We start from the raw sequence: 26,810 nt of genomic DNA, 5'->3' as shown, positions 1-26,810 counted from the left end.
TCCCACGCGGAGCGTGGGAACGATCAATGTGTGGATTCCCCTGCCCGTTCAACAGAGGCGATCAATATGACCAGCATGGAACCCGGCCACACCGGGATCGATCCGCGGCTGAGCTTCGATGATCCGTTACTCGACGGTCTGTTGATCCTCTGCAAACTGCATGGCGCGACGGTCAGTCGCGCCAGCCTGAGTGCCGGGCTGCCGCTGAACAAGCAACGCCTGAGCCTCGACCTGCTGCCCCGCGCAGCCGCCCGTGCCGGGTTGCAGGCACGGATTCTGCGCCGTGATCTGAAAGACATCTCACCACTGAATCTGCCGATTCTGCTGCTGCTCAACGACGGCCGCACCGCTGTTCTGCGGCGCTTCAGCGACGACGGCAAAGCGCTGATCCTGCCCAGCGAAGCCGATGGCGGCGAGCAATGGATCAGCCGCGAAGAGCTCAGCGAGCACTACAGCGGCCAGGCCTTGTTCGCCCGCCCGCGCCACGAACTCGAAGACCTGCGCTCGCCGCTGGTGCCACGGGTGCATGCTTGGTTTCGCGACACCCTGAAGCTGTCGAAATGGCTCTACAGCGATGCGATTCTCGCCAGTTTCCTGATCAACCTTTTAGGCCTGATGGTGCCGCTGTTCGTCATGCAGACCTACGACCGCGTGGTGCCGAATCAGGCCACCTCGACCTTGTGGGTGCTGTCGATCGGTTTGCTGATCGGCACCGGGTTCGAACTGGTCCTGCGGGTGGTGCGTGCGCACCTGCTCGACACCGCCGGCAAGAAAACCGATGTGATCCTTTCCGCGACTTTATTTGAACGCATCACCGGCATGTCGATGAAGGCACGGCCAGCGACCATCGGTGGTTTCGCCCAGAGCATTCATGACTTCCAGGGCCTGCGCGAATTCCTCACAGCGGTGACCCTGACCAGCCTGATCGACCTGCCCTTCGTCGTGCTGATGCTGGTGGTGATCGGCCTGCTCGGCGGCTGGCTGGTGGTGATTCCGCTGCTGGCGTTTCCGATCACCATCATCTTCGCGATGATCATTCAGGTGCGCCTTCGCGACACCGTGCAAAAGAGCCTGAGCCTCGGCGCTGAACGTCAGGCGGTACTGATCGAAACCCTCGGCGGCCTGGAAACCCTCAAGGCCTGCAGCGCCGAAAGCGAGCGCCAGCACAAATGGGAAAGCACCCACGGCGCCCTCACCCGCCTCGACAGCCACGCACGCAATCTGTCGGCGCTGGCCACTAACGGCACATTGTTCATTCAACAGTTCTCGGGGATGGCGACCATCGTCGCCGGGGTCTACAGCATCATCGCTGGTAACCTCAGCGTCGGTGCGCTGGTTGCCAGTTATATGCTCGGCAGCCGTGTACTTGCGCCGCTGGGGCAGATTGCCGGGCTGATCACCCGCTATCAGCAAGCGCAACTGACCATGAAAAGCACCGACGCGCTGATGGCTCTGCCGCAGGAACGCGACGGCAAGCAGCGGCCGCTGGAGCGCACGCAACTGCAGGGCGCGCTCGACGTCAGCGGCGTGACCTTTCACTACAACGGGCAGAATGCGCCGGCACTGAGCAATGTCAGCTTCAGCCTGAAACCCGGTGAACGGGTCGGCATCATCGGCCGCAGCGGCTCGGGCAAAAGCACCTTGGCGCGATTGCTCATGGGTTTCTATGAACCCGAGGAAGGTCAACTGCTGCTTGACGGTCTCGACCTGCGCCAACTCGATGTCGCTGACCTGCGCCAGCAGATCGGCTACGTCGCTCACGATCTACCGCTGCTGGCCGGCAGCCTGCGTGACAACCTGACCCTCGGCGCACGCTACATCAGCGATGCGCGGATGCTCGAAGTCGCCGAACTGACCGGCGTTACCGAACTTGCCCGCCAGCATCCGCAAGGTTTCGACCGGCCGGTGGGCGAGCGCGGGCAATTGCTCTCCGGCGGCCAACGTCAGGCCGTTTTGCTCGCACGATCGCTGCTGCTCGACCCGCCGATCATGCTGCTCGACGAACCCACCAGCGCCATGGACAACAGCAGCGAGGACTTACTGCGGCAGAAGCTGCACGGCTGGGTGCAAGGCAAGACACTGCTGCTGGTCACCCACCGCACTTCAATGCTGAGTCTGGTGGACCGCTTGCTGGTGCTGGATAACGGCCGGGTCGTCGCCGACGGCCCGAAAGAAGCGGTCATCGATGCACTGCGCAAGGGCCGTGTCGGCTCGGCGGCGGTTTAGGAGTTGCCCCATGTCTGCTTCCACCGATAGCAAAGAGCGCGGCTACTTCGACAGTTTCGGCAAAAGCGCCGAAGCCGAATTCATGCCGGAAACCGCCGGCGCTTCGTTACAGGATTCGCCGCGCTGGTCGCGGATCACCGTGTGGCTGGCGGCGGCGCTGCTGATCAGCGCGGTGGTCTGGGCCAAATTCGCCGTGCTCGAAGAAGTGACCATGGGCGAAGGCAAGGCGATTCCTTCGAGCAAGATTCAGGTGATCCAGAACCTTGAGGGCGGCATCGTCACCGAAATCTTTGTACGTGAAGGGCAGATGGTGAACAAAGGCGATACCCTGCTGCGTCTGGATGACACACGCTTTCGCTCGAACAAGGGCGAAAGCGAGGCGGATCGTTATGCGCTGACGGCGCAGGTCGAACGGCTGTCGGCGGAGGCCGAAGGTCAGCCGTTCAAGCTCTCCGATGAAGTGATCGCCAAAGCCCCGCAAGTCGCCGAAGACGAGCGCTCGCTGTATGAACAACGTCAGCGCCGGCTGGCCAGCGAGCAGCGCACGCTCAGCGAACAACTGCGGCAGAAGATTCAGGAACTCGCCGAGTTTCGCTCCAAGCAGGGTCAGTTCAGCTCAAGTCTGGCGTTGCTGCAGCAAGAAATGAACATGTCCGAGCCGCTGGTGAAAACCGGTGCGGTATCACCGGTGGAAATCCTCCGACTCAAGCGCAGCGCGGTAGAAATCCGCGGCTCATTGAACGCGACGACGCTGGCGATCCCCCGCGCCGAATCGGCGATTGCCGAGATCCGCAGCAAGATCGACGAGTCGGAACAAACCTTCCGTTCGGAAGCGGCGAAAGAGCTGAATGAGAAACGCACCGACCTGTCGAAAATCACCGCCACCAGCATCGCCATCGACGACCGCGTCACCCGCACGACGGTGACCTCTCCGGTGCACGGGGTGATCAAGCAATTGAAGGTCAACACCATCGGCGGCGTGGTTCAGCCGGGCAGCGACATGGTTGAAATCGTACCGTTGGAAGACAACCTGTTGATCGAGGCCAAAGTGCGGCCGCAGGATGTCGCGTTCCTGCATCCGGGCCAGAAAGCCATGGTCAAGTTCAGTGCCTACGACTACACGATCTACGGCGGACTGAGTGCCAAACTGGAGCTGATCGGTGCCGACACGATTACCGATGACAAGGGCAACAGCTTTTATCTGATTCAGGTGCGCACCGATAAAAACCATTTGGGCGGGGATGTGAAACCGTTGCTGATTATTCCGGGGATGGTGGCGACGGTGGACATTATTACCGGGGAAAAAAGTGTCCTGGATTACCTGCTCAAGCCAGTGTTGAAAGCGCGGACCGAGGCGATGCGCGAACGCTAGCCAATGATCGTTCCCACGCTCCGCGTGGGAATGCCGCCCGGGACGCTCCGCGTCCCTTCACGACGGTGACGCAGAGCGTCACTGGATGCATTCCCACGCAGAGCGTGGGAACGATCATTTGTCGCCATGATTCCGCTGGAAGGTCTCCTCCCCCATCGCCGCAATCTGCCCCTCGATCAACGCCTCGAACGGCTTGAGCAAAGGCTCGAATGAAGCCGGCGCCTCCAGCGTCTGCAACGCCTGCACAATCGCCTCGATGGTCGACAACGCCCCCGGTCCCGGAGCCTTGCGCAAGCGATACCGCGACACCCCGCCCTCGGCCAGCGTCACCCGTGGCAGCGCCGCCAGCAACGGATTGAGGTGCAACATCTTGCGCGCCTTGCGCCAGGTGCCATCCGGCACCACCAACAACAACGGTTCCTCGGACTCACCGTAAGCCTGCATCGGCTGCGCGTCATCGGCCGGAAACAACAACCGCGCCTGATACCCCGGGCGGTTCAACAGCGCCGGCAAATCCTCGAACACCTCACCGACAATCAGCTCGGCATTGCACAACCCCAGCGCTGCCAGACGCGCGGTATTCAACGCGTGATTAACCTCGCTCGGATGCTGCAACAGCAACACCCGCGTGCGACTGTCGAGGCTCGGGATCAGCGGGCACAGGCAATGGGTTTGTGGGCGCAGGCAGCGCGGGCATTGAGGTCTGGACATACTTCTTTTCCCTACAAGCTAAGCCTGATTGAGCTGTGCTTTAAGCAAATCACGGAAGGTCTGGATCAGTGGCTCGCGACTGCGACCCCGGCGCATGATCATCGAGAACGGCGCCTGATAACCAAACGTCGCTGGCAGCAACACACGCAAATCACCCTTGTCGGCCCAAGCCTGAGCGTAGTGCTCCGGCAAGTAACCGATGTAGGCGCCGGACAGCACCAGAATCAGCTGCGCTTCCATGCTTTCCACGGTGGCGGCGCTATGTTTGAAACCGTGCCGGGCCAGCTCGGCCTGGCTCCAGTAACCGCGCCCGACCATGCGTTGCTGGGTGATGACTTGCTCGGGAATCCGCCGCTCGTTGAATAACGGATGGCGACTGCTGCAATACAACCAGTGCTGCTCGCGGTACAGCGGCATGTAGATCAGGCCGCTCATGCGCGTGGAAAACGCACCGATGGCCAGATCGAGACGGTTGTCCTGCACGCCGAGTTGCAGTTCGTAGGGGCTCATCACCGACAGATGCAAATGCACCGCCGGGTGTTCCTGGCTGTAAGCGCCGATGGCTTCGGCGAAGGGCAAAGCCTTGTCACTGACGGTGGAGTCGATGACGCCGAGGTTGAGCGTGCCACGCAATTCACCCTTGAGCGCAGCGGCGTATTGCTCGAAACCTTCGAGCTCGGCGAGCAGGCGCAGGGTTTCCTGATGGAACAGCTCACCCTTGCTGGTCAGGCTGAACCCACCGCGGCCGCGATGGCATAGCACCAGGCCGAGCGCGGCTTCGAGCTGGCTCATGTAGGTGCTGATCGCCGAGGTCGACAGGTTGAGTTCCTGCTGGGCGTTGGCGAAACCCTGATGACGGACCACGCTGACGAAGATGCGCAACAGTTTCAGGTCGGGTAAAGCGTTGGCCATGTCTGCTCCGGGCTTTGCAACTGTGTGTCTGTGGGAAAAGCCCCTCACCCCAGCCCTCTCCCCGAGGGAGAGGAGCTGATCTCCATGGCTTTCAAATCCTGAGTTCGACTCGATTTTTCAGGTCGATGCAGATTCCGCCAACAACTCGGTCGGCCCCCTCTCCCTCTGGGAGAGGGCTGGGGTGAGGGGCGGCAATGTTCAGCCAGGCAAGAATCCCAAGCCCGCAAAGTCTAATCCCTGCCCCGCCATTAGTTTAGAAAAATCTGAACTAAGTTTTTGCCCGTAGCGATTCTTTCCCCTCACTACATTTCGCATCATCGGCCCCACAGCGGCGCCCGCCCCCCTGCTCCACGGCGCGCCGACATAAATAAAACAAAGACGATGAGGCCTTACCCGTGGACAAGATTCTTCACCAACCACTGGGCGGCAACGAAATGCCGCGCTTCGGCGGCATCGCCACCATGCTCCGACTCCCCCATGTACCGACCGCTGCCGGCCTGGACGCTGCCTTCGTTGGCGTGCCACTGGACATCGGTACTTCGCTGCGCCCCGGCACCCGCTTCGGGCCACGCGACATCCGCACCGAATCGGTGATGATCCGCCCGTACAACATGGCCACTGGCGCAGCGCCGTTCGACTCGCTGTCGGTCGCCGACATCGGTGACGTGGCGATCAACACCTTCAACCTGCTCGACGCCGTGCGCATCATCGAAGAAGCCTACGACAACATCCTCGAGCACAACGTGATCCCGATGACCCTGGGTGGCGACCACACCATCACCCTGCCGATCCTGCGTGCGATTCATAAGAAGCACGGCAAGGTCGGTCTGGTGCACATCGATGCCCACGCTGACGTCAACGATCACATGTTCGGCGAGAAAATCGCCCACGGTACGACCTTCCGTCGCGCTGTCGAAGAAGGTCTTCTGGACTGCGACCGCGTGGTGCAAATTGGTTTGCGTGCGCAGGGTTACACCGCTGATGACTTCAACTGGAGCCGCGATCAGGGCTTCCGCGTTGTTCAAGCCGAAGAGTGCTGGCACAAGTCGCTGGCGCCACTGATGGCCGAAGTGCGCGAGAAAGTCGGCGGCGGTCCGGTTTATCTGAGCTTCGACATCGACGGCATCGATCCGGCCTGGGCACCGGGCACCGGCACCCCGGAAATCGGTGGTCTGACGACCATTCAGGCGATTGAAATCGTTCGCGGCTGCCAAGGCCTCGACCTGATCGGTTGCGATCTGGTAGAAGTCTCGCCCGCTTATGACACGACCGGCAACACCTCGCTGCTGGCCGCCAACCTGCTGTACGAAATGCTCTGCGTACTGCCTGGCGTGGTCCATCGCTGAGGGTCGGGTCATGAACGAACGTGATCAGGTTCTGCAAGCGGCCGCCGATCTGGTGTCCGCCTTCGCCCGTAACGATCGCGAAGCTTACTTCGGCGCCTTCAGCGCCGATGCGAGTTTCGTTTTCTACACCCTCGAACAGCCGCTGCTGTCGCGCGATGCCTATCAGGCGTTGTGGGACAGCTGGCGCGCCGAGGATGGCTTCGAGGTGCTTGCGTGCACCTCGAGCAACGCCTTCGTCAGCCTGCAAGGTGATGTGGCGATTTTCATCCATGACGTGGCCACCGAGCTGCGCATGCAAGGGGAGCAACACTTCAGCCAGGAGCGCGAGACGATTGTTTTCAAGAAACAAGCGTCGAGCCTAGAACAACAAGGCCATTGGCTGGCCTGCCACGAACATTTGTCCGCAATGCCGGAAGGGCTGCCATCCCCTTAGCCAAAACAGGTGACGCCTCACGCACGATGAGGCGCGCCTTTATGATCGGAGCAGATCATGAATAACAACAACAACGACCAAAGCCTTACGCAGATTGAAACCCACGGGGTCGAACAGATCCCGGACCACGAACGCAGCGCAGGCCCGACGGACTTGTTCCGGATGATCTTCGGTGGTTCGAATACCTTTGCCACCGCCGTGCTCGGCAGTTTCCCGGTGCTGTTCGGTCTGTCATTTCAGGCCGGCGTCTGGGCGATTGTGTCGGGCGTGCTGCTTGGCTCGCTGATCCTCGCACCGATGGGCCTGTTCGGCCCGCTCAACGGCACCAACAATGCCGTGTCGTCGGGTGCGCATTTCGGCGTGCATGGGCGCATCGTCGGTTCGTTCCTGTCGCTGTTGACCGCTATCGCGTTTTTCTCGCTCTCGGTGTGGAGTTCGGGCGATGCGCTGATCGGCGGTGCAAAACGCCTGATCGGTCTGCCGGAAACCGACCTGACTCTGGGCCTGGCCTACGGTCTGTTCGCAATTCTGGTGCTGACCGTGTGCATCTACGGCTTCCGCTTTTTGCTGTGGGTGAACAAGATCGCGGTGTGGAGCGCCAGCCTGTTGTTCCTGCTGGGCATCTTCGCCTTCGCCGGTCCTTTCGATGTGAACTACGCCGGTACGGTGAGCCTAGGTCAGCCGGGCTTCTGGGCCGCGTTCATCGGTGCTGCGCTGGTGGCGATGAGCAACCCGATTTCCTTCGGCGCGTTCCTCGGCGACTGGTCGCGCTACATCCCGCGTGACACCTCCAAACAACGGATCATGGCAGCGGTCGTGCTGTCGCAGATCGCCACGTTCATCCCGTTCCTGTTCGGCCTGGCCACCGCGACCATCGTCGCGATCAAGGCGCCGGACTACATCGCGGCGAACAACTATGTCGGTGGTTTGCTGGCGGTGTCGCCGAGCTGGTTCTTCCTGCCGGTGTGCCTGATTGCGGTGATCGGCGGCATGTCCACCGGCACCACCTCGCTGTATGGCACCGGGCTGGACATGTCCAGCGTATTCCCCCGCGTGCTCTCGCGAGTGAAAGCGACGCTGCTGATCGGCGTGCTGTCGATTGCCTTCATCTTCATCGGCCGGTTTGCGGCGAACCTGGTGCAGAGCGTGTCGACTTTCGCCGTGCTGATCATCACCTGCACCACGCCATGGATGGTGATCATGATCATCGGTCTGTTGGTGCGCCGCGGCTTCTACTGCCCGGATGACCTGCAAGTGTTCACCCGTGGCGAACAGGGCGGACGCTACTGGTTCAGCCACGGCTGGACCTGGCGCGGTCTTGGTGCATGGATCCCGAGTGCGGTGGTCGGTTTGTGCTTCGTCAATCTGCCGGGGCAGTTCGTTGGCCCGTTGGGTGAAATGGCCGGCGGCATCGACATCAGTTTGCCGGTGACCCTGGGCCTGGCTTCGGTGGTGTACCTGACGCTGCTGAGCCTGTTCCCGGAACCGCGCGAAGTGTTCGGCCCCAAGGATGCCCGGCGTGAAGCCGCAGTAAAACCTCAACTGCGTCAGGCCGCCTGACGAAGATCCCTGTAGGAGTGAGCCTGCTCGCGATGACTTCAGCACATCCAATAAAGATGTGACTGACAGACCGCTATCGCGAGCAGGCTCACTCCTACAAGGGAAATGATTTTGGCCTCAACATAAAAAAGACAATCGGAGACACGCCATCATGGCTTTGGATTTATTCGTCGTCCTCATCTACGCCGCCGGCATGCTCTTGCTTGGCTACTTCGGCATGCGCAAGGCCAAGACCAACGAGGACTTTCTCGTCGCCGGTCGTAACCTCGGCCCAAGCTTGTACATGGGCACCATGGCCGCGACTGTTCTGGGTGGCGCGTCGACCGTCGGCACCGTGCGCCTGGGCTACGTGCACGGCATCTCCGGTTTCTGGCTGTGCGCGGCTCTGGGTTGCGGCATCGTTGCGCTGAACCTGTTCCTCGCCAAACCGCTGCTGAAACTGAAGATCTACACCGTTACCCAGGTCCTGGAAAAACGCTACAACCCGATGGCGCGCTCGGCGAGCGCGGCGATCATGCTGGCCTACGCACTGATGATCGGCGTGACCTCGATCCTGGCGATCGGCACCGTGCTGCAAGTGCTGTTTGACCTGCCATTCTGGGTTTCGGTACTCGTCGGTGGTGGCGTGGTGGTGATCTACTCGGCGATCGGCGGTATGTGGTCGCTGACCCTGACCGACATCGTCCAGTTCATCATCAAGACCGTGGGCCTGATGTTCATCCTGTTGCCGATCTGCCTGTACCGCGTCGGCGGTTGGGACGAACTGGTGCTGAAACTGCCGGCGACTGCCTTCAGCTTCACCACCATCGGCTGGGACACGATCATCACCTACTTCATGATCTACTTCTTCGGCATCCTGATCGGTCAGGACATCTGGCAACGGGTGTTCACCGTCAAGACCGCCAAAGTCGCGCAATACGCCGGCAGCATCGCCGGCATCTACTGCATCATCTACGGCTTGGCCTGCGCGCTGATCGGCATGGCTGCACACGTGCTGATCCCGGATCTGGACAACGTCAACAACGCCTTCGCCGCCATCGTCAAACTGTCGCTGCCGGACGGCATCCGTGGTCTGGTGATCGCGGCTGCACTCGCGGCGATGATGTCCACCGCCAGCGCCGGCCTGCTCGCCGCCGCCACCACGCTGACTGAAGACTTGCTGCCGAAACTGCGTGGCGGCAAACAGTCGAGCCTGGGCATCAACCGCCTGTTCACCCTGCTCACCGGTATCGTGGTGCTGGGTATCGCGCTGGTGGTGAATGACGTGATCAGCGCCCTGACGCTGGCGTACAACCTGTTGGTGGGCGGCATGCTGGTCCCGCTGATCGGTGCGATTTTCTGGAAACGCGCGACCACCGCCGGCGCCATCGCCAGCATGGGCCTGGGTTTCGCCACCGCACTGCTGTTCATGTTCAAGGACGGTCTGGATGCCAATACACCGATCTACTACAGCCTGGCGGTGGGTCTGGTGAGTTTCGTGGTGGTCAGCCTCGCCTCGCGCCGTCCTGTCTCGGTGGCCCGCGCGATCTAAGCTGAAACATAACGACTTGATGCTTTCTTCGACGAGTGTGGCGTCGGTTGCCACACTCGTTTTTTTACGCTTGGAGAAAAGTACCGATGAAGATCGTTTCTCGTGATCAGTGGTTTGAAGTGCAGCACCTGAGCGATGGCATTCGGTTGATTCACGAGCCGTATATCCGCCCGTTCTACCGCTGCAACCTCTGGCATGTGCAGGGCCGTGACAAAGACCTGCTGCTGGACAGCGGCTCAGGACTGGTCAGCCTGCGCGAACAGTTGCCGTGGATTACCGAGCGGCCACTGGTGGCAGTGGCCAGTCATTGCCATTTCGACCATATCGCCGGGCATCACGAATTTGCTGAGCGGCTGGTGCATCCGGCCGAAGCGGACATTCTGGCCGCGCCGGATGGCGAAAACGACTTGAGCCGCGCTTTCGTTGGCGACGACATGTTCGAAGCGCATCCGGATTGCCCGTTGTGCTACGCCGAATACCGGGTCAAAGCCGCGCCGGCGACCGGGTTTGTCGAGGACGGTGATGTGCTCGATCTGGGCAATCGCACGCTGCAGGTGCTGCATACACCGGGGCATTCGCCGGGCGGCATCAGCCTGTATGAGGCGGCGACTGAAACGCTGTTCAGCGGCGACATCATTTACGACGGGCCGCTGATCGAAGACGCCTACCGCTCCAATCTTGAGGATTACGCCGCCAGCCTGCGACGTTTGCAGGCGTTGCCGATCCGCACGGTGCATGGCGGACATTTCGGCAGTTTTTCCGGGGAGCATTTGCGTTCGATGATTGACGAGTGGTTGCGCGGCCACGTCTGAGGCCTGCTTCACTCAAACAGAACAACAATCAGAAATATCTGCCATGAGAAGAGCTGCCGTGCGTGCCGCCGTGCACCGATATATCCGGCGTCTGTTGGAAACCCGCGAATTCAACGACAACACCAGTCTGGTGCAACTGGGCCTGGAGAAAGCCGATATAGAAGATCTGATCTTTCATCTGGAAGATGAATTCGGCCTGACGGCGTTTACCGCCGAGGAAGACCGCATGCTCAAGACCGCGAAGACCGCGAATGACTTGAGCCGGTTTTTGCTGGAAATCGGGCGGCACTGAAAACAAAAGATCGCAGCCTTCGGCAGCTCCTACACGGACTAATGCAGGAGCTGCCGAAGACTGCGATCTCTTGATCTTGAATCCTTGATCTCGGATCGGGGGCGTTACCGGCGCCGTTGTTGACGGCGGCGCTGCTCGTCATCGGTGCGGATCGGGACAGGTTGCAGAGGCGGTTCGATCAAGCCAAGGGCAACACCCAAGTCGTGCAGCCAGTTTTGAATTTTCTCTTTCATCGTCATGCCCCCTTCAGGGTGGTGCTGAGCGGCCGGAATTCTGAGGTCGCTTCGCACTGATAATAGTCCGAAGTCCTACGTAATGCTCGGCCAAATCCGCAATGATCTGTTACTGAATTGAACAGAATATGCCGCCATTGGTTCAGGCTGTTTCTCGGGTTTCAATCTGAGCCGCAGGATAGACAGCCTGTTGCACCTCGATCCATGCATTGAGGTTGGCGCCGACCATGCCCTTGCGCCACATGAGCCACGTTGTCGCACCCACAAATGGCTCGGCCAATGGATGCACCGCGACGCTGTCACGCCCCGGCAGACTGGCGAGCATCGACTCCGACATCAGCGCCACGCCACTCCCGGCAATCACACAGGCGAGCATGCCTTGATACGACTCGATCTCCATCGCCCGGCCCATAGTCGCGTGATAGTGCGAAAACCACGCCTCCAGGCGCATGCGGTAGGAACAGCCGCGACGAAAGGTGAACACCGAACGCCCTTCAACATCCCGCGCGCTGCGCACCGGCGGATGATCGATTTCAGTGATCAACACCAACCGCTCCTCGCACAACGGCACGCCGTCGAGCCCGGCGAGTTCCAGCGGGCCATCGACCAACGCGGCATCAAGGCGCCCGGTGAGCAACCCCTCCAGCAACTCGCCACTCGGTGCTGACTGCACTTGCAGATTCACCGCTGGATAGCGCTTGTGATACTGCGCCAGCAGCGCCGGAAGATGAATCGCCGCCGTGCTGTACATGGTGCCCAGAGCGAAGTCACCGGCGGGTTTGCCGCCCATCACCGCCGCACTGGCCTGATCGCGCAGGGCGAAGAGTTTGCCGGTGTAGTCCAGCAGGACTTTTCCTGCAGGCGACAGTTGCAAACGCTGACGCTCGCGGACGAATAACTCGACACCGAGCTGCTCCTCCAGTTGCTTGAGCCGGGTCGATAGATTCGATGGCACGCGGTGCAGGCGTTCCGCAGCGCGGGTGATGGAACCTTCCTCGGCCACGGCCTGGAAGATCCGTAGTTGGCTGAATTCCACAACCTTTCTCCAGAACAGAACAAGTTACTCACTATTATTCAATTTTAAAGAAAGTCAATCAGTCCTAGCCTGACGGTCATTGAAGCCCTCACGGAATTCCGACCATGTCGCCGCTTATTCACTTATCTGCCTGCTTCGTGGCCCTGATGATGGCCATGGGCATCGGACGTTTCGCTCTCACCCCGCAAATGCCGCACCTGCTCAGCGAAGGTCAGATCGACCTGACAGCCGCTGGTCTGATTGCAGCGGCAAACTACCTCGGTTACTTGCTCGGCGCGGTGGACGCGATGTTCGCCCATCGCCCGCAGCAGGTTCAGCGGCGCCTGCACGGTGGCTTGTGGCTGTGTGTGCTGCTGACCCTGGCATCGTTCTGGGCCGATGGTTTTTGGTCGCACCTGGTGCTGCGCTTCGGCACCGGGGTGGCGAGTGCCTGGGTGCTGGTGATGATTACGGCTTTAAGCCAACCGTTGGCAGCGGCAGCGGGTCGTCCACGTTTGGGCGCACTGGTATTCGCCGGACCGGGCTTAGGGATTTTTCTGACAGGATTGTTGGCGCTGGTCTCACATCTGCTCAACCAGACTTCCGCGACGTTGTGGCTGATTTACGCAGCGGCTGCGTTGGTGATGATGCTGGGGGTCTGGCGACTGCTGCCTAAGCCCGTCGCAACGGCTGCAGTTGCTGTGGCGGCGGGCAATCCATCGAATCGCGGCATCGGGCGGCTGGCCGCGATTTATGCGCTGTACGGCGTCGGCTACATCATTCCCGCGACCTTCCTGTCGCAGATGGCCACTGGGCAATTTCACGGGGAATGGCAGGCGGACTTGTTCTGGCCGTGCTTCGGTCTGGCTGCGGCGCTTGGCGTGTTGCTGGTGAGCCTACGGCGTCACGATCCCGAAACGACGCGCCACTGGTTGATGGCGACGTTGTGGCTGCAAGCGGCCGGTGTCTTTGCCTGCCTGCTCGGCAGTGGCCTGGGCCTCGCACTGGGCGTGATCCTCTGTGGCACACCGTTCCTCGCCTGCATGCAACTGGTCATGCAACGCTCGCGGGAACTGGCGCCGCATGCCACCCAACGCAATGCCGGCATGCTCACCGCGTGCTTCGCCGTCGGCCAACTCAGCGGCCCGTTGCTGGCGGCGTTGAGCAGCCATTTCAGCGGCGGTTTGCAGCCAGCACTGGTCATCGCCGGCAGCGGATTGTTGATTGCCGGCGGTCTGGCGATGCAGTCGACTAGCGCTGGCCCAGCGCTTTGCGCAAACGCCGACGCAGCCACTGCTCGGCGCTGACAAAAGTGATGCCGAGCAGCACCAGTACAGCGCCAACGACGAAGTTCACAGTCAACTGTTCGCCGAGCAGCAACACGCCAAAGGTCACGCCGAACAGCGGTGTCATGAACGAAAACACCGCGAGGTTGGCTGCCAGATAACGGCGCAGCAGCCAGAACCAGATCAGGTAACTGAAGAACGACACCACCAGGCCCTGGAACAACACGCTGGCCACCGCCACGGTGGTCAGGCTGACGTGGGTGATCTGGCCGCTGAACAGCGCGATCAGCAGCAGTCCGAGGAAGCCGACGATCAACTGATAGAACAGGGTCAGCGTCACCGGTGCTTCCGACAGCCGTGATGCGCGCACCACCACCGTAGTCGCGCCCCAACAGGCGCCAGCCAACACGCCAAAGGCATCGCCGAGCAGCATGCGCCGGTCGAGGTTGTCCCACGACACACCGCCGGCAAAGGCAATCGCGATGCCGATGAAAGCGAGCAGAATCCCCAGCCATTGCAAAGGTCGCAGTCGTTCACTGGCCAGTAGAAAATGCACACCCAGTGCAGTGAAAATCGGTGCGGTGTAGAGGAACACCGACATGTGCGCAGCAGTGGTCAGTTGCAAGCCTTCGGCGATGAAAAAAAACTCCAGACCAAACAGCGCACCGGCCAGCAGGCCACCACGCCAGGTCGTACCGACCTGATCCCAGCCACCTTTCCAGCAGATCAGCAAACCGACCAGCAACGCGGAAATTCCCGAGCGCCCCGCCGCTTGCATCACCGGTGCGATGTCCGCTGCGGCCCACTTGATCATCACCTGTTGCACGCCCCAGATCAGGCAGAGGCCGATCATCACTTGCAGGGCAAAACTGTCGGCATTGCGCCGCTCGACACTCACCGCAACACCTCGAATACACACAACATGGCAGGCCATCCAATGGTCAGAAAACAGTGTCGAGGATTATCAATGACTCGGGCGCAAAAAGCCGTCTGGAAAAGACATTTTGTGCTTCATTGGCGCCAGTGGTGAATGGCTGTCGGCTACGCCGCCATTCGCGAGCAGGCTCGCTCCCACTTTGGAGTGTGTTCCCCTGTGGGAGCGAGCCTGCTCGCGAAGAGGCCGGCATTGTCAACCCAGATTACCGATCAGATATGCCAAACCGTTTAGCCAACAAAAACCCGACGCTACAAGCCAGAGCAGTAGCAAACGTCCCCCACGCCCAATCCATCAGCGTCACCTGCACCGACCAGCCACGCAACGTCGCCCAATTGGTCAGGTCATAGGTGCCATAAGCCACCAGCCCCAACAACGCGCCCCGCTTCGCCGCCCACTGCCAGGTCGCCGCAGGCAGCACCACAAACACCACGCAGCCAAAAACATACAGGCAATAAAAAACCGCTGCGGGAATCAGCAGCGGTTTTTCGAGCATCAGCGGGCCGAGCAGTTCGCGATAGGTCGGCGCCATCAACAGGCCGAGCCAGATACCGTCGAGCAATAAAAACATCACCAGTGTGGTGACGTAGGCAATCAGCGTTTTTTTCATCGACCCGATCTCGTGTGTGTCCCATGCAAGATGGGCCACCCAAGGCTCAGGTTAGTTCAATGCGATCAGCATGAATAACGATCTTGCCTTCCTTGTACAGCGAGCCGATCGCCTTCTTGAAGTTGCCTTTGCTGACGCCAAACAGGCTGCTGATCAACGCTGGATCGCTCTTGTCGCTGACAGGCAACGTGCCGCTGTTGTCACGCAACTTGGCGAGGATCTTCGAGTTCAGGCTGCTCGCAGCTTCCTGGCCAACCGGTTGCAGGCTCAGGGCGATCTTGCCGTCGGCACGCACTTCCTTGATGTAGCCCTTCTCAAGCATGCCGGCGCGCATGAACTTGAAGATCTCATTCTTGTGAATCAGCCCCCAGTGCTTGTTGTTGATGATCGCCTTGAAGCCCATGTCGGTGGCTTCGGCAACCAGCAGATCAACTTCCTGACCCTGACTGTAATTGGCCGGAGTCTTGTCGAGGTAGCGATCCAGTCGCGCAGTGGCGGTGATACGGCGGGTGTGCTTGTCGAGGTAGACATGCACCACGCAGTATTCGCCGGCGGTCATCTGGCGCTTCTCTTCGGAATACGGCAGCAACAGATCCTTCGGCAGCCCCCAATCGAGGAACACACCGATGCTGTTGACTTCAACGACTTTCAGACTGGCAAATTCGCCGACCTGCACTTTCGGTTTTTCCGTGGTGGCGAGAAGTTTGTCTTCGCTGTCCAGATAAACAAAAACGTTGAGCCAATCTTCATCTTCGGTCGGAATATCTTTTGGGATATAACGATTAGGCAAAAGAATCTCGCCATCGGCACCGCCATCCAGATATAAACCGAAGTTAGTGTGTTTAACCACTTGCAAACTGTTGTAACGCCCGACTAAAGCCATTTCCAGAACCCTCATTGCGTGGGCGGCATTCTACCCGTTTTTATCGTGGCCGTCGGGTGACAGATCGGCACGCGTGTGAAACCGGTTCAACACCTTGATTTTCCTCGGGCGCAGCCGGGCCGAGGTGCCGCTCGTCAGACAGGCACGAACGCTCATGACTGAATATTTCAATGCGCGCGCACATAAATGTTGTTATTTAAAACAGCAGGTTAGCCGGATATTTCGAATATTGGATCGAGAATAATGCAGCAATGCGGTTGGTTATTCCGGGGGATATTTACCAAGCAATTGTCAAGTTATTCCTGTACGATGCCTGGCCGAGTTACTTTTCTACAGGTTAATGGCCGCCATGCGTGTAAAAGCATCCTCCAGCAAAGCAAAGCCAGCTCCAGCCGTTGAAACCAGCGAATCGATCAACGATCAGATCGCAGCGTTTCTCAAGTCTGGTGGCGAGATTCAGCAAATTGCCAAAGGCGTCAGTGGCCAGACATTCGGCCCGTCCAAGCAGATCAGCCTGGGCAAGAAGTAACACCGGTTTTACACCCGTCCAGAGGCGCTTTGAGCTTTGAAGCGCCTGGACTGGCACCGCGTAACCTCCCTCCTTTTTAAACAAAATTCCTTGTGAATCGACGAACGGCCTTCAATGCCGATCATTCGCCGGTATCCTTGCACGCGTCTAGATCAAGCGTTTCAGCAGGCCCGCCTTCCTGCGCTCGCTGTTCATGGAGTGACGCATGCGCAAATCTTCCTGTTTATTGCTCGTAAGCCTGATAGTCGGCTCGACCGCGCACGCGCAGATTTTCCAGCGTGAACTCGGCGACTTCGATCTCAAACTCGGTACCACGCCCACACGCAGCATGGCTCAAGGCCTGGTCAAACCGGCGGCAGTCGGTTCCTTCCATGGCGGCCTAGACCTGAGCCACGACAGCGGCCTCTATGTCGGCCAGTACGCACCGAGCATGGGCATCTCCCCGGGCAAGAACCTCGAAATCGACTCCTACGTCGGATTTAAACAACCTTTCGATCAGACCCTCGGCTATGAAGTCGGCATGATCCACTACAGCTATCCCAAGGTAGACACTCTCGACAGCCAGGAGCTGTTCGGTGGCCTGACCTTGCTCGGCAGTCGTTTCGGCGTGGCCTTCAGCAATGACCCGGATAAACAGAACAACACGTTGTTTGCCGATCTTGGCGGCAACCAGCCATTCGGCATCGGCGTCAGCATGAAATACACCACCCACCAACTGAACACGCCAGTGGCCGTGGACGGTGGTTATGTCGGCAGTTTTACCGATTGGTCGGTGAAATTGTCCCGACCATTCATGGGCGTCGACCTCGATCTGATCTACAGCGACTCCAGTCTCAGCGGCAGCGATTGTTCGGCCTACTCCGGGCACAACAGCGAGTGCGACGGCCTCGTCACCCTCAAGGCTGCGCGCGCGTTCTATTGATTGGCTGAACTGCCGGGTTCATTCTGCGTTCACATAGGAATCAGTTCCTCGAAGCCAGGCTCACGCAAGGATTCGCCCATGTCTCGCTGGTTCAAACACATCGCCGCGCTACTGATCTTCACCCTCGCCCTCGGCGCTTGCAGCCGTGTCGGCCTGGCCTATCGCAACCTCGACGTGATCATTCCATGGACGCTCAGCGACTATCTGGACATGAACGGCGAGCAGAAAGACTGGTTCAACGAACGCCTCAAGGACCACCTGAGCTGGCATTGCACCACGCAATTGCCGGGCTATCTGGACTGGCTTGATCGCCTGCAGACCATGGTCGAATCCAATCAGGTCACCGATGCCGCGCTACAGGCGCGCACTACGGAAGCCAAGCAGGCCATTGCCGAAACCGCTCGAGAGATCACCCCGTCGGCGATCGAGTTGCTGCAGGGGCTGGATGACAAACAGGTCGCCGAGATGAATGACGCGTTTGCCAAGGATCTGCGCAAGCGTCAGCAGGAATACCTTAAACCACCGCTTGATCAACAAATTGCCGAGCGTGGCGCGCGAATGGTTAAACGCTTGAATGACTGGCTCGGCCCCTTGAGCGCCACCCAGGAACAGCGGGTCATGGCGTGGTCGACCGCGCTGGGCGATCAGTACACCCAATGGATCGCTAACCGCGCCCATTGGCAAAAGCAATTCAGTGCAGCCGTCGCAGGACGCAAAAGCCCCGAATTCCCACAGAGAATCGAGACGCTTCTGGTCAATCGCGAGAGTTTATGGACAGCCGATTACCGCAAAGCCTTCGCCGAAACTGAAGCGCAGGGACGCTCTCTGGCGGTGGACTTGATGGCCGAAAGTACGCCGCAACAGCGTCAGCGGTTGTTGAAGAAGATTGATGGCGTACGCAAAGACTTCAACGACCTCAAGTGCCTCAAGGCCGCGCAAAAAATCTGAAGACTCCTAAATCCAATTGTAGGAGTGAGCCTGCTCGCGATATCTGTATTCCAGTGACATCAATGTTGACTGGAACACCGCTATCGCGAGCAGGCTCACTCCTACAGGGGGATCTGCATGAACTCAGGCGATCTGGGCTTTCGAAGCCACTTCCTCAAAGGTCGCCTCGGCCAGCGCATCCTCTTGCTCATCCAGTACCTGACGCGGGTGATCGTTGCCAGGAATGCTGCTGTCGATCAGGCTCAGCAAGCTGGAACCGCGCGGGGTCAGAACAAAATTGTTTCCCGTGCTGCCCTCCTCATCCGGACGCGGTGCGATGTAGCCGCGCAACAGCAGCAACCGTTCATAATCGCAGGCCAGCGTTTTCAGGTGATCCAGATTCTCGATCGGCTCGCCGGCGCTGGCTTTCGCCGCCGCATAGTCTTCGGCGTAGGCCCGAGGGGCAAAACTGTGGCCGGCACTGTTCTGCACTTCATGCAGCAAGCGTTCAATCAAATCCCAGTTATAAGTCGTCATCCTGATACAACCTCCGGTGCGCATGATTTGTGGCGCGTTCATAGGTTGTGACCTGAGCGGTTCCCAGCCGTTCAGCCGCATTTCCCGCAGCGACCGACCGGCGGTCTGTCGATTTGCAGCAGGGTTAAACGACTAGTCTGAAACAGACGGTTTCAACCCCGCAGGAGAAATCATCATGAACGTTGAGAATCATCCGGTGGTATCGCGCGAAGAGTGGCTCGCCGCCCGTAAGCAGCATCTGGCCCATGAGAAAGCTTTCACCAAGGAACGCGATCGCCTCAGCGCCGAGCGTCGAGCCTTACCATGGGTGAAGGTCGACAAGGACTACCACTTCCAGGGTCCGAACGGCGAGTTGAAACTGGCTGACCTGTTTGGCAAACACAGCCAACTGGTGATTTACCACTTCATGTTTGCCAAGGACTGGGAGGAAGGTTGCCAGGGTTGCTCGTTCCTCAGCGACCACATTGATGGCGCCAACCAGCATCTGGCTCATCACGACATCGCGGTGGTAGCTGTGTCCCATGCGCCCTTCAACGAATTCCAGGCGTTTAAACAACGGATGGGCTGGAAGTTTGACTGGGTGTCGTCAGAGGGTTGCGACTTCAATTATGACTTCGGCGTTTGTGCCCGGGCTGAGGATGTCGCGGCGGGAAAGGCTACGTACAACTACGAAAAGACTGACAGTGCTGAGGAGGAAATGCCGGGGTTGAGTGTGTTTTATCGCGATGAGGCCGGGGAGATTTTCCACACCTACTCGACCTACGCTCGCGGTCTCGACATGCTGGTCGGCGCCTATAACTACCTCGACCTCACGCCCAAGGGCAGGAATGAAGACGAGATCATGGAGTGGGTGCGGCATCATGATCGGTATGAGCTAGCGACTAAATCCAGTTGCTGCCACGGAAACTGAAAGCCTTTTGTGGGAGCGAGCAAGCTCGCTCCCACAGAGTCTGAACTTTTCGCCAGTTTCGCCGCTCAACCGGTTAACCGCCTTAACCGGAACTGAGGCCTGCCCCGATGAAAACCCTGATCAAACTCACCCTCGCCACCACCCTTGCCTGCGCCCTGCCCGTCTGGGCCTGCACGCCTGAAGAAGCCACCGCCAAGCGCGAACAATTGGCCAAGGAAGTATCGAAACTGACCGAGCAGAATCCGGCCAAGGCCAAGGAGATCAACGCCGAGTTACAGAAGATGGATCTGGGCACGGCCAGTGCCGATCTGCCGGATAAATGTCAGTTGATAGATCAGCGGTTGAAAGAGTTGGGCACGGCGGAGAAAAAAGCGGAAAGCTAAAAGCCAGATTAAAAGATCGCAGCCTGCGGCAGCTCCTACATCGATCCCTGTAGGAACGGCCGAAGGCTGCGATCTTTTGATCCTGAAAATGCATTTATGCATTTATTTATTTGCATTAACGCATATCCACATCTACGGTTACATCGAGCAACGAGATCGGAACCCGCCATCGGAGATGGCAACCCTTGCACACCGATCGCTCGGCAACACCGCAACACCCACACAAGCTGGACGCTTGTTTTCACTCATGGAGGATTGAAAAATGTTAACCACAGCAGCAACACAATTCACCGGCGAATCACTGCCAAGGTGCCTGGCCAGTCACCTGCTCGACCCACAACTGGTCGAAGTCGAGGCCGCTGAACAAATCAGCGCCCTCGCCGCCGGCAGCCTTAACTTCAACATGCAGAAACAGACCCAGACCAACTGGTGCTGGGCCGCCGTGTCCGCTTCGGTCGGCAACTATTACGGCACCGGCAACTGGACTCAGTGCGGCGTGGCCAGCACCCAACTGGACCGCAATTGCTGCAATCAGCCGGGGCCGTGCAACGTCTACGGCTATCTGGATTCGGCGCTGCAAACCACCCGTAGCTACAACGGCATGAATCAGGGCTCGCTGCAGATGTCGGCCATTCAGAACCAGATCAGCATGGGCCGCCCGGTCGGCTTGCGCTGCGCCTGGTACGGCGGCGGTGCGCACTTTCTGACGATCTACGGCACCAATGGCGATTACGTGTTGGTCGCGGACTCGATCTACGGCTATTCGACCCGCGCGCTGAACGCGTTCCCCCGCGCCTACAACGGCGGCGGCAATTGGACTCACACTTACTTCACCGTGAAAAACTAGGAGGGCGAGATCATGCAACTGACTTATCCAAAGGCGCCTTCCAACGGCGTACAGACCTTGCGCCCGGCGCTGCAAGCGGCGCTGCAAACCCAAGGCTTTGGCGCCAATCGCCAGTTCGCCAACGCAGCACCTGCGAAGATCAGCCTCAGTGAGGCCTATCGCGGCTACTCATTGAATCTGGAGGACCTGAGCCAAGGTAAAGGTCTGAAAGACGCCCGCCTCGGCGACTGGCATTACCTGGTGTTTGCCGATGGCGTGACGATTGCCGATGCGCAACTGGCCGAGGTGCGCGGGCATGTCGAATTCGCCTCGTTGAACCACGGCGATCACGCCGCCGCGACGGTGGCTGCGCTGAAACTGGCAGAACAAGCACCGCAGCTTCAGGGCAAGACCGTTGAGTTGCGCGTGCTGTTTGTTTCGGCACTGCACGTTGTCGCAATCTGGCTGCACGCCGACGGTGAGGACGTGCTGATCCCGATCGAGCCGACGCCGAAGGAGCTGGCGGTCACGCGGTTGTACAGCGAGGCAGCCTTGCTCGCAGCATTGAAGCCGGCGGCCGATCAAGCCAAACGGCGCTTCGATGCCGACACCAGTGGCCAACTCGGCAACTGATGGCTGAAAAAAAACCCGGACATTGTCCGGGTTTTTTATGCGCGCCTGAAAAGCTTACTCAGCCGCTGGCTCGGCCGGCTTGCGGCGCTTCAGCGGTGCCATGCCGTCGCTGCTCACCAACGAGTCAGGCTTCGGACGATTGACGCTCTTGCGCTTGGTCGGCGTCTTGGCGGCAGTTTTCTTCTTGTCACCCTTGGCGTCGGTCTTTTTCTTCTTCACACCAACGGCTTTGCCCGAGGCCTTGACCTTTTTCGGTCCGCCGTAGGTGCCTTTGACTTCCTTGATGGTGCGGCGCTCGAAGCTCTGCTTCAGGTAGCGCTCGATGCTCGACATCAGGTTCCAGTCGCCGTGGCAGATCAGCGAGATCGCCAGACCGTCGTTACCGGCGCGGCCAGTACGGCCGATGCGGTGCACGTATTCGTCGCCGCTGCGTGGCATGTCGAAGTTGATCACCAGATCCAGGCCATCAACGTCCAGACCACGGGCCGCGACGTCGGTAGCGACCAGAATCTTCACGCCGCCCTGCTTCAGACGGTCGATCGCCAGTTTGCGATCCTTCTGGTCTTTCTCGCCGTGCAGCACGAACGCTTTGTATTCCTGAGCCACGAGGCGGCCGTAGATGCGGTCGGCCATGGCGCGGGTGTTGGTGAAGACGATGGCCTTCTGGTAGGTCTCGTTGGCCAGCAGCCAATTCACAATCTGCTCTTTGTGCTGATTGTGGTCGGCGGTGATGATCTGCTGACGGGTGGTCGAGTTCAGCTGGCTGACCGCATTGAGCTGCAAGTGCTCAGGGTTGTTCAGTACCTTGCCGATCATCTCGCGCAGGCCGGAACCACCGGTGGTGGCCGAGAACAGCATGGTCTGCTGACGGTTAGGACATTCGTCAACCAGACGCTGTACGTCTTCGGCGAAGCCCATATCGAGCATGCGGTCGGCTTCGTCGAGTACCAGCACTTCGACTTCTTTGAGGTCGAGATTGCCGGCGTTGAGTTGCTCGATCATCCGGCCCGGGGTACCGATGAGGATGTCCGGCACTTTGCGCAGCATCGCCGCCTGGACCTTGAAGTCTTCACCGCCGGTGATCAGGCCGGACTTGATGAAAGTGAACTGCGAAAAGCGCTCAACTTCCTTCAGCGTCTGCTGGGCCAGCTCGCGAGTCGGCAGCAGGATCAGCGTCTTGATGCTGACGCGGACCTTGGCCGGGCCGATCAGGCGATTGAGGATTGGCAGTACGAAAGCGGCGGTTTTGCCGCTACCGGTTTGCGCCGTCACCCGCAGATCACGCCCTTGGAGCGCCAGCGGGATGGCCGCGGCTTGCACAGGCGTTGGCTCGACAAATTTCAGCTCGGCCACAGCTTTAAGCAGGCGTTCGTGCAGGGCGAATTGGGAAAACACGGGTGCTACCTCGAAGATATGCAAAAAAACAGCTGCATAGGTTACCGGTTTCGAGCGCTCAGGCCGAGTTTCTTTATACAAACGGACGTAATCAGTGGCTTTTTTGTTGCTCGATTTGTCTTCAACGGTAATACACGGCGTCTTAAATGCTCTAATCGCCCATCGCGTCTTACAGAAGAATCGTTGCTCATATGGATTTCAAACAGCTCTGGCACAACGCCCAAGACCTCTGGGGCACCCTCGAACAGCATCCGTTCTTGCAGGCTGGCCTCGCACTCACCGTGCTATTGGTCATCGCACTGGTGCTCGGACGAGTGGCGCGTTACCTGATCCTGCACGCCAGCCGCATGCTCGGACGCCAGCCGGCGTTGCACTGGATCAATGACTTTCGCCATAACAAGGTGTTTCAGCGTGTGGCGCAGATGACGCCATCGCTGGTCATCCAGTTCGGCCTGCATCTGGTGCCGGAACTAAACAAAACCGCGATGACCTTTCTCGGCAACGTCGCGTTGTCGTTCACCATTCTGTTCCTGCTGCTCTCGGTCAGCGCTCTGCTCAATGCCCTGCTCGACATCTATGCGCGTACCGAACATGCGCGTACGCGCTCGATCAAAGGCTACGTGCAGCTGGCAAAAATGGTTTTGTACGTGTTCGGCGCGATCATCATCGTCGCCACACTGATCGACCGCTCGCCGCTGTTGCTGCTGTCCGGTCTGGGTGCGATGTCGGCGGTGATTCTGTTGGTCTACAAGGACACGCTGCTGTCGTTCGTTGCCAGCGTACAGTTGACCAGCAACGACATGTTGCGCGTGGGCGACTGGATCGAGATGCCGCAAGTCGGCGCCGATGGCGATGTGGTCGACATCACCCTGCACACGGTCAAGGTGCAGAATTTTGATAAAACCATCGTCTCGATCCCGACCTGGCGCCTGATGTCCGAGTCGTTCAAGAACTGGCGCGGCATGCAGCAATCCGGCGGACGACGGATCAAGCGCAGCCTGTTCATCGATGCCAGCGGCGTGCGTTTCATCCGTGACGACGAAGAAGAAAAGCTCTCCCAGGTACACCTGCTCACCGACTACATGAGCCGCAAGAAAGCCGAACTCAAGGCGTGGAACGAGGCGCAGGGCAATGTCGCGGCGATGTCGGCGAACCGCCGGCGCATGACCAATATCGGCACGTTTCGCGCGTATGCACTGGCGTATCTGAAGAGTCATCCGGAAATTCAGCCAAACATGACCTGCATGGTGCGGCAGATGCAGACCACGGCGCAGGGCATTCCCCTGGAGATTTACTGCTTCACCCGCACCACGGTGTGGGCCGATTACGAGCGGATTCAGGGGGATATTTTCGATTATCTGCTGGCGGTGCTGCCGGAGTTCGGGCTGAGTCTGTACCAGCAGCCGAGTGGTGGGGATTTGCGTTCTGGCCTGCTGCCGGCGGTACTTGGCGCGGCGAGCATTCCTGAACCACAGAAACACCTCATGTAACCCAAAGATCAAATGTGGGAGCGAGCCTGCTCGCGAATGCAATGTGTCAGTCGACCCATACTTATCTGACCCTGCGCATTCGCGAGCAGGCTCGCTCCCACAGGGGTTATGCAGTGACTGTTTTTTTTCGGATGCCCAGTCGGCTGATCCATACGGCAGCGAGGATGACGCTGCCGCCAAGGAACAACCGCCCCAGTTCCTCATGCTGATTCCAGATCAGCAAATTCAGCAGCAACCCCACCGGCACATGCAGATTGTTCATCACCGCCAGCGTGCCGCCGTTGACCATGCACGCCCCCTTGTTCCACCAGTACATGCCCAGCGCGGTCGAGACCAGGCCGAGGAACAGCAACACGCCCCATTGCAGCGGCGCTTCCGGGAGGAAGTTGGCTTTTCCGAACATCAGGAATGCCGGCAGCACCACCGCCAGCGCGCCGAGATAGAAGAAGCCGAAACGCCGATAGTGCGGTAGATCGCTCGGGTGTTTCGCCACCAGATGCTTGTACATCACCTGCCCTGCCGCGTAGGTGAAGTTGGCCAGTTGCAGCAGCAGGAAGCCCATGAAGAAGTCCGGACTGACGCTGTCGAAACGAATCACCGCCGCCCCGCCCACCGCCACTAACGCGGCGATCAGCGCCCACGGATTGAAGCGGCGGTTCAGCGCATCTTCGATCAGCGTCACGTGCAGCGGCGTGAGGATGGTGAACAGCAACACCTCCGGCACCGTCAGCACGCGGAAGCTCAGATAGAGGCAAACGTAAGTCACGCCGAACTGCAACGCCCCGATCATCAGCATGCCGCGCATGAACGAAGGTTCCACCGACCGCCAGCGGGTCAGCGGAATGAACACCAGCCCCGCCAGCACTACGCGCACCAGCACCGCGAAGTAACTGTCGACATGACCGGCCAGGTATTCGCCGATCAGACTGAAGGAAAACGCCTGGATCAGCGTGACAAAAAGTAGATAGCCCATGCTCGCCTCGAAATCGAATGGCGGCGACGATAGCGGTTTTTGCGCAATACCGCGAACCCACGGACAACGCCGACTCCTGTGGGAGCGAGCTTGCTCGCGAAGAGGCCGTGTCAGTAAACATCGTTGCTGAATGAAATATCGCTTTCGCGAGCAAGCTCGCTCCCACAAGGATCTGATGACATTCAACGAATCGCAGGCAAAAAAAAGCCCGATCTCGCAAATGCGTTCAATCGGGCTACAGCACTCAGGAGCAACAAGTGCAAAGGGAGGTTCGATGCGCGTAGAGCCTTGAAGGGGTTGCGCCAGGTCACTTAAACAATCGGGGATTATCTGGCGATTAACCTATCAAGCAACCTGAGACAGCTTGGCGTTGGCCTGATTCAGGCCCTTCTCCTGGAAGTCACCACCGAGGTTCATGCCCTCTGCATGAATGAAGGTCACGTCGTTGATGCCGATGAAACCCATGACCTGACGCAGGTACGGTTCCTGATGGTCGGCCGGGCCGCCGGCGTAGATGCCGCCGCGAGCGGTGAGCACGTAAGCGCGTTTGCCGCTGAGCAGGCCTTGGGGGCCGGTTTCGGTGTACTTGAAGGTCACACCGGCACGCAGCACGTGGTCGAGCCAGGCCTTGAGGGTGCTCGGGATGGCGAAGTTGTACATCGGTGCAGCCATGACCAGTACGTCGGCGGCGAGCAACTCATCGGTCAATTCGTTGGAACGATCCAGCGACGATTGCTCGTTGGCGTTGCGCTGATCGGCAGGCTTCATCCAGCCACCTAACAGATTGCTGTCCAGGTGTGGCACCGGGTTCACGGCGAGGTCACGCACAGTGATCTGATCGTTGGGATGCGCCGCTTTCCACTGACTGATGAAAGTCTGGGTCATTTGACGGGAAACCGAGTCTTGCTGGCGGGCGCTGCTTTCGATGATCAGAACGCGGGACATGGTGTGTAGCCTCCATCCGAGAATGTTGTAGGTCGATGGAGTGAAGGTTAAACAGAGTCGAATCGATGAAAAAGCGCAAATAATTGCTGCAAAGCATCGAATAATTCGTTTAGATGCACCTCATACCCTGTGGGAGCGAGCCTGCTCGCGAAGGCGGTGTGTCAGTCAAGGAATGTGTTTACTG

28 protein-coding genes are annotated in these 26,810 nt (G+C 59.2%); 17 read left to right on the top strand and 11 right to left on the bottom strand.

The genetic code is table 11. The features are described from left to right. Positions 1–66: 66 nt before the first annotated feature. Together AC0ZWN_RS19370 and AC0ZWN_RS19365 are read left to right on the top strand one after the other, a co-directional pair. On the top strand, positions 67–2,226 hold the full coding sequence (locus AC0ZWN_RS19370) for a type I secretion system permease/ATPase (protein WP_476336163.1): 2,160 nt from the start codon (positions 67–69) through the stop codon (positions 2,224–2,226). 10 nt (positions 2,227–2,236) lie between these two features. After that, complete coding sequence (locus AC0ZWN_RS19365; RefSeq protein ID WP_476336162.1) at positions 2,237–3,598, top strand: HlyD family type I secretion periplasmic adaptor subunit; 1,362 nt, start codon at positions 2,237–2,239, stop codon at positions 3,596–3,598. A gap of 114 nt (positions 3,599–3,712) precedes the next feature. On the opposite strand, the gene AC0ZWN_RS19360 is transcribed toward AC0ZWN_RS19365, so the two are convergent. Beyond that, positions 3,713–4,309: a tRNA-uridine aminocarboxypropyltransferase gene (locus tag AC0ZWN_RS19360; protein ID WP_476336161.1), complete on the bottom strand. Its 597-nt coding sequence runs from the start codon at positions 4,307–4,309 to the stop codon at positions 3,713–3,715. Positions 4,310–4,327: 18 nt separating this feature from the next. Then, positions 4,328–5,221 (bottom strand): LysR family transcriptional regulator, encoded by an 894-nt coding sequence (locus tag AC0ZWN_RS19355; protein WP_007914510.1) that lies wholly within the window; start codon positions 5,219–5,221, stop codon positions 4,328–4,330. A 395-nt stretch (positions 5,222–5,616) separates the two neighbouring features. On the opposite strand from AC0ZWN_RS19355, the gene speB reads away from it, so the two are divergent. The 6 genes from speB (at position 5,617) to AC0ZWN_RS19325 (ending at position 11,195) form a co-directional block, all read left to right on the top strand. Further along, positions 5,617–6,567: an agmatinase gene (gene speB, locus AC0ZWN_RS19350; protein ID WP_003222717.1), complete on the top strand. Its 951-nt coding sequence runs from the start codon at positions 5,617–5,619 to the stop codon at positions 6,565–6,567. A gap of 10 nt (positions 6,568–6,577) precedes the next feature. Then, positions 6,578–7,000, top strand: coding sequence for a YybH family protein (locus AC0ZWN_RS19345; RefSeq protein WP_099758303.1), 423 nt, complete (start codon positions 6,578–6,580; stop codon positions 6,998–7,000). A 57-nt stretch (positions 7,001–7,057) separates the two neighbouring features. After that, positions 7,058–8,560, top strand: coding sequence for a purine-cytosine permease family protein (locus AC0ZWN_RS19340; RefSeq protein ID WP_476336158.1), 1,503 nt, complete (start codon positions 7,058–7,060; stop codon positions 8,558–8,560). A gap of 151 nt (positions 8,561–8,711) precedes the next feature. Further along, positions 8,712–10,091 (top strand): sodium:solute symporter family protein, encoded by a 1,380-nt coding sequence (locus AC0ZWN_RS19335; RefSeq protein WP_476336157.1) that lies wholly within the window; start codon positions 8,712–8,714, stop codon positions 10,089–10,091. An 86-nt stretch (positions 10,092–10,177) separates the two neighbouring features. Further along, complete coding sequence (locus AC0ZWN_RS19330) at positions 10,178–10,903, top strand: MBL fold metallo-hydrolase (RefSeq protein WP_476336156.1); 726 nt, start codon at positions 10,178–10,180, stop codon at positions 10,901–10,903. Between the two features lie 43 nt (positions 10,904–10,946). Continuing rightward, positions 10,947–11,195 carry a phosphopantetheine-containing protein gene (locus tag AC0ZWN_RS19325; protein WP_034153223.1) on the top strand — a complete coding sequence of 83 codons (249 nt, stop codon included), beginning with the start codon at positions 10,947–10,949 and terminating at the stop codon, positions 11,193–11,195. Between the two features lie 104 nt (positions 11,196–11,299). Here AC0ZWN_RS19325 and AC0ZWN_RS19320 read toward each other — a convergent pair whose 3' ends face one another. Both AC0ZWN_RS19320 and ptrR read right to left on the bottom strand, forming a co-directional pair. Then, the gene (locus AC0ZWN_RS19320) at positions 11,300–11,428 is read right to left on the bottom strand and encodes a PA1414 family protein (protein WP_007914492.1); all 129 of its coding nucleotides are present in this window, start codon (positions 11,426–11,428) and stop codon (positions 11,300–11,302) included. Between the two features lie 142 nt (positions 11,429–11,570). Further along, on the bottom strand, positions 11,571–12,464 hold the full coding sequence (gene ptrR / locus AC0ZWN_RS19315; RefSeq protein WP_095125552.1) for a putrescine utilization regulator PtrR: 894 nt from the start codon (positions 12,462–12,464) through the stop codon (positions 11,571–11,573). Between the two features lie 104 nt (positions 12,465–12,568). Here ptrR and AC0ZWN_RS19310 point away from each other — a divergent pair, with 104 nt between their 5' ends. Beyond that, a complete protein-coding gene (locus AC0ZWN_RS19310) occupies positions 12,569–13,750 on the top strand; it encodes an MFS transporter (protein WP_476336155.1) in 1,182 nt (393 codons plus the stop codon). Here the strand turns inward: AC0ZWN_RS19310 and AC0ZWN_RS19305 are convergent. The 3 genes from AC0ZWN_RS19305 to AC0ZWN_RS19295 form a co-directional block, all read right to left on the bottom strand. Then, complete coding sequence (locus tag AC0ZWN_RS19305) at positions 13,695–14,627, bottom strand: DMT family transporter (RefSeq protein WP_414925667.1); 933 nt, start codon at positions 14,625–14,627, stop codon at positions 13,695–13,697. The genes AC0ZWN_RS19310 and AC0ZWN_RS19305 overlap by 56 nt on opposite strands. A 241-nt stretch (positions 14,628–14,868) precedes the next feature. Beyond that, on the bottom strand, positions 14,869–15,273 hold the full coding sequence (locus AC0ZWN_RS19300) for a DUF2177 family protein (protein WP_476336153.1): 405 nt from the start codon (positions 15,271–15,273) through the stop codon (positions 14,869–14,871). A gap of 46 nt (positions 15,274–15,319) precedes the next feature. Next, positions 15,320–16,156 (bottom strand): CvfB family protein, encoded by an 837-nt coding sequence (locus tag AC0ZWN_RS19295; RefSeq protein ID WP_093438054.1) that lies wholly within the window; start codon positions 16,154–16,156, stop codon positions 15,320–15,322. Positions 16,157–16,496: 340 nt separating this feature from the next. Between AC0ZWN_RS19295 and AC0ZWN_RS19290 the strand changes: the two genes are divergently transcribed. From AC0ZWN_RS19290 to AC0ZWN_RS19280, 3 genes are all read left to right on the top strand, one after another. Further along, the gene (locus AC0ZWN_RS19290; RefSeq protein ID WP_170844885.1) at positions 16,497–16,685 is read left to right on the top strand and encodes a hypothetical protein; all 189 of its coding nucleotides are present in this window, start codon (positions 16,497–16,499) and stop codon (positions 16,683–16,685) included. A 205-nt stretch (positions 16,686–16,890) separates the two neighbouring features. Further along, positions 16,891–17,607 (top strand): TorF family putative porin, encoded by a 717-nt coding sequence (locus AC0ZWN_RS19285; RefSeq protein WP_093438058.1) that lies wholly within the window; start codon positions 16,891–16,893, stop codon positions 17,605–17,607. A gap of 78 nt (positions 17,608–17,685) precedes the next feature. After that, positions 17,686–18,555, top strand: coding sequence for a DUF6279 family lipoprotein (locus tag AC0ZWN_RS19280; RefSeq protein WP_476336151.1), 870 nt, complete (start codon positions 17,686–17,688; stop codon positions 18,553–18,555). 123 nt (positions 18,556–18,678) lie between these two features. Here AC0ZWN_RS19280 and AC0ZWN_RS19275 read toward each other — a convergent pair whose 3' ends face one another. Then, a complete protein-coding gene (locus tag AC0ZWN_RS19275; protein WP_220558295.1) occupies positions 18,679–19,071 on the bottom strand; it encodes a transcriptional regulator in 393 nt (130 codons plus the stop codon). Between the two features lie 175 nt (positions 19,072–19,246). On the opposite strand from AC0ZWN_RS19275, the gene AC0ZWN_RS19270 reads away from it, so the two are divergent. The 4 genes from AC0ZWN_RS19270 to AC0ZWN_RS19255 all read left to right on the top strand — a co-directional run bounded on the left by AC0ZWN_RS19270 (position 19,247) and on the right by AC0ZWN_RS19255 (position 21,823). Then, positions 19,247–19,981, top strand: a complete 735-nt coding sequence (locus tag AC0ZWN_RS19270; protein ID WP_476336149.1) for a DUF899 domain-containing protein — start codon at positions 19,247–19,249, stop codon at positions 19,979–19,981. A gap of 107 nt (positions 19,982–20,088) precedes the next feature. After that, positions 20,089–20,364, top strand: a complete 276-nt coding sequence (locus tag AC0ZWN_RS19265; protein WP_476336148.1) for a hypothetical protein — start codon at positions 20,089–20,091, stop codon at positions 20,362–20,364. Positions 20,365–20,626: 262 nt separating this feature from the next. Continuing rightward, positions 20,627–21,211: a papain-like cysteine protease family protein gene (locus AC0ZWN_RS19260; protein WP_095049288.1), complete on the top strand. Its 585-nt coding sequence runs from the start codon at positions 20,627–20,629 to the stop codon at positions 21,209–21,211. Between the two features lie 12 nt (positions 21,212–21,223). Continuing rightward, on the top strand, positions 21,224–21,823 hold the full coding sequence (locus tag AC0ZWN_RS19255) for a hypothetical protein (RefSeq protein WP_476336146.1): 600 nt from the start codon (positions 21,224–21,226) through the stop codon (positions 21,821–21,823). A gap of 54 nt (positions 21,824–21,877) precedes the next feature. Here AC0ZWN_RS19255 and AC0ZWN_RS19250 read toward each other — a convergent pair whose 3' ends face one another. After that, positions 21,878–23,218 (bottom strand): DEAD/DEAH box helicase, encoded by a 1,341-nt coding sequence (locus AC0ZWN_RS19250; protein ID WP_038358505.1) that lies wholly within the window; start codon positions 23,216–23,218, stop codon positions 21,878–21,880. A 191-nt stretch (positions 23,219–23,409) separates the two neighbouring features. Between AC0ZWN_RS19250 and AC0ZWN_RS19245 the strand changes: the two genes are divergently transcribed. Further along, positions 23,410–24,708, top strand: coding sequence for a mechanosensitive ion channel family protein (locus tag AC0ZWN_RS19245; protein WP_093438086.1), 1,299 nt, complete (start codon positions 23,410–23,412; stop codon positions 24,706–24,708). A gap of 106 nt (positions 24,709–24,814) precedes the next feature. On the opposite strand, the gene AC0ZWN_RS19240 is transcribed toward AC0ZWN_RS19245, so the two are convergent. Beyond that, the gene (locus AC0ZWN_RS19240; protein WP_476336145.1) at positions 24,815–25,681 is read right to left on the bottom strand and encodes a carboxylate/amino acid/amine transporter; all 867 of its coding nucleotides are present in this window, start codon (positions 25,679–25,681) and stop codon (positions 24,815–24,817) included. 345 nt (positions 25,682–26,026) lie between these two features. Then, complete coding sequence (locus AC0ZWN_RS19235) at positions 26,027–26,626, bottom strand: FMN-dependent NADH-azoreductase (RefSeq protein WP_476336143.1); 600 nt, start codon at positions 26,624–26,626, stop codon at positions 26,027–26,029. Between the last annotated feature and the right edge of the window lie 184 nt (positions 26,627–26,810).

This window comes from Pseudomonas sp. 3B-A001-10F (genome assembly GCF_056313565.1).
Note: the sequence above shows the minus strand (reverse complement) of the source record. Positions and strands in the feature narration are given on the sequence as shown.